The following is a 1737-nucleotide window of genomic DNA, read 5'->3' as shown; positions in this document are numbered from 1 at the left end:
TAGGTGTTATACGCCTGAACGCTAACATGCAACTCTTTAGATAAGAATTTCATCATGGATTTGTAATCGTCATCACTCATTGTAGTATTTTTTGTAATGATTTTTATTTGAGAGACAGAACCCTCAATCTGATTTATTGCACCTTTAAGTTGTCCTAACAGTTCTTGCTCAGAGTAACTGTCTGAGTCTATGAGAACTACAGGTATCTTGTTGTGACTAGGTCTTTTTGCGAGACTGTATAAAACAGCAGTTTTATTTTTTCGGTAGAAAAAACCCACATCGTCTGAGGGGCGTGTATCGTAAAACACAAAACCATTGGTCACCCCATTCGCTCCTGCTAGTCCATTTACTGTTGTTTCTTTATCCTTTTCATAACGATAAGCATATGAGCCTCTATTCGGACCTGAAGGGCTGTATGTCAACACGTTTGCATTGAACCTACTACTTAAATAACTCACAAGGCCTGCGTAATCAGATACACCATGTGTGGCATACCAATCTGCATTGCCATTGCCCATTTTTATGTTTATTTCTGCCATTGAAGCGCCATCAGGCAGTCGCCTTTCTATTTCTTTCAGCGCTGCCAAAGTAGTCTTAGAATCACTTGCTATAACACGAATCCTTAACTTACCTTCCAAGCCTTCTATCCGTTTATTTAGTTGTAGTTGTACCAAGCCACCCTCACCCACAGAAACAACAAGATGATAATTGTCATCTGTATAAGGATCAAACTGGGTTAATAGACCGTCTTTGTAGCCCCAGACAACTTTTCCTTCGTCAAGATGATAGCGATAGTCAACCGTTGTTCTGCCGTTTAATTCTATTCTTAACGAACCTAATCTAGAGCTGACCTTAGTTTCAATGCGCCTTTCTTTCAGTCCTATTGCGACATCTTTACCAAAATCATTGCCTGGATTACACCCTTTTATAGAGACTGTGTCAATGCTTGATTGAGCGGGTAAAACGCCTCTTAATGCAACAACATGTTCAACAATGTCATTGGCTGTTCTTCTTCCTATAGTTTTTAAGCTGTCGCTACCATGTCCATCAAATAGTATTTTGATATTATCTGCTTTTATTTTGTGTAATTTAGGTCCATGCACAATCCGGTAGCCACCATCTTTATCCATTTGAATCAGCGTGGAGTTTTTAAAATGTTTGCCTGCTATGTTTGCCGAACCCTTTTCTATAGCTGGATTATCTTGTAACTGAACAACAACATAATGTGTGTCCCTAGGGTCAGGAGAAACCTCGAACTGATTTGTTACTGTTGTCTTATCCCATACACTTAACGCTCGTTGAGATTCTGTAATATCACTAACAATCTCTGATGCCTTTCTCACACATACCTTAGCCCAAGCTTTGCGAGCTGCATTTTTCTCAAGGTTAATCTCATCTTGACTTAGCAACCTTTCAAATTCACTTTTAGCTCTTTCAATGCGTGTAAGCTGATCTCCAAGACTCAAGCCAGCAATGTCTTTTAACATATCTACGCTTACATCAATATCCAGCTCACCCTTATTAAATCTATTTTCTAAATGATAGGCAAGAGCATTCTCTGCATACTTGCGTGTCATTACGCTTAATTTATCAAACTGTTTTTGGTACTTTGTTTCTCGACCTGGTAAATGCCTGTCTAAGTCCTCAAACATTTTTTCAAAAATTTTCGTCTTTATGACCCCTGGTTCTAGCTCCTTAGCTCTTTGAAAATCTTCTTTTAATCTTCTTAAAAAAGTA

The 1737-nt window shown here is 38.6% G+C and carries 1 protein-coding gene; it reads right to left on the bottom strand.

Features of this window, described 5'->3' with window-relative positions:
- Window positions 1–1652: C80 family cysteine peptidase (locus BAZSYMA_RS06935; protein ID WP_143243139.1), on the bottom strand; the 1652-nt coding region annotated here is incomplete at its 3' end.
- Window positions 1653–1737: the final 85 nt, after the last annotated feature.

It is taken from the genome of Bathymodiolus azoricus thioautotrophic gill symbiont, from assembly GCF_001298715.1.
GTDB lineage: Bacteria > Pseudomonadota > Gammaproteobacteria > PS1 > Pseudothioglobaceae > Thiodubiliella.
The sequence above is the reverse complement of the archived record's forward strand: the minus strand, read 5'-3'. Positions and strand labels throughout refer to the sequence as shown.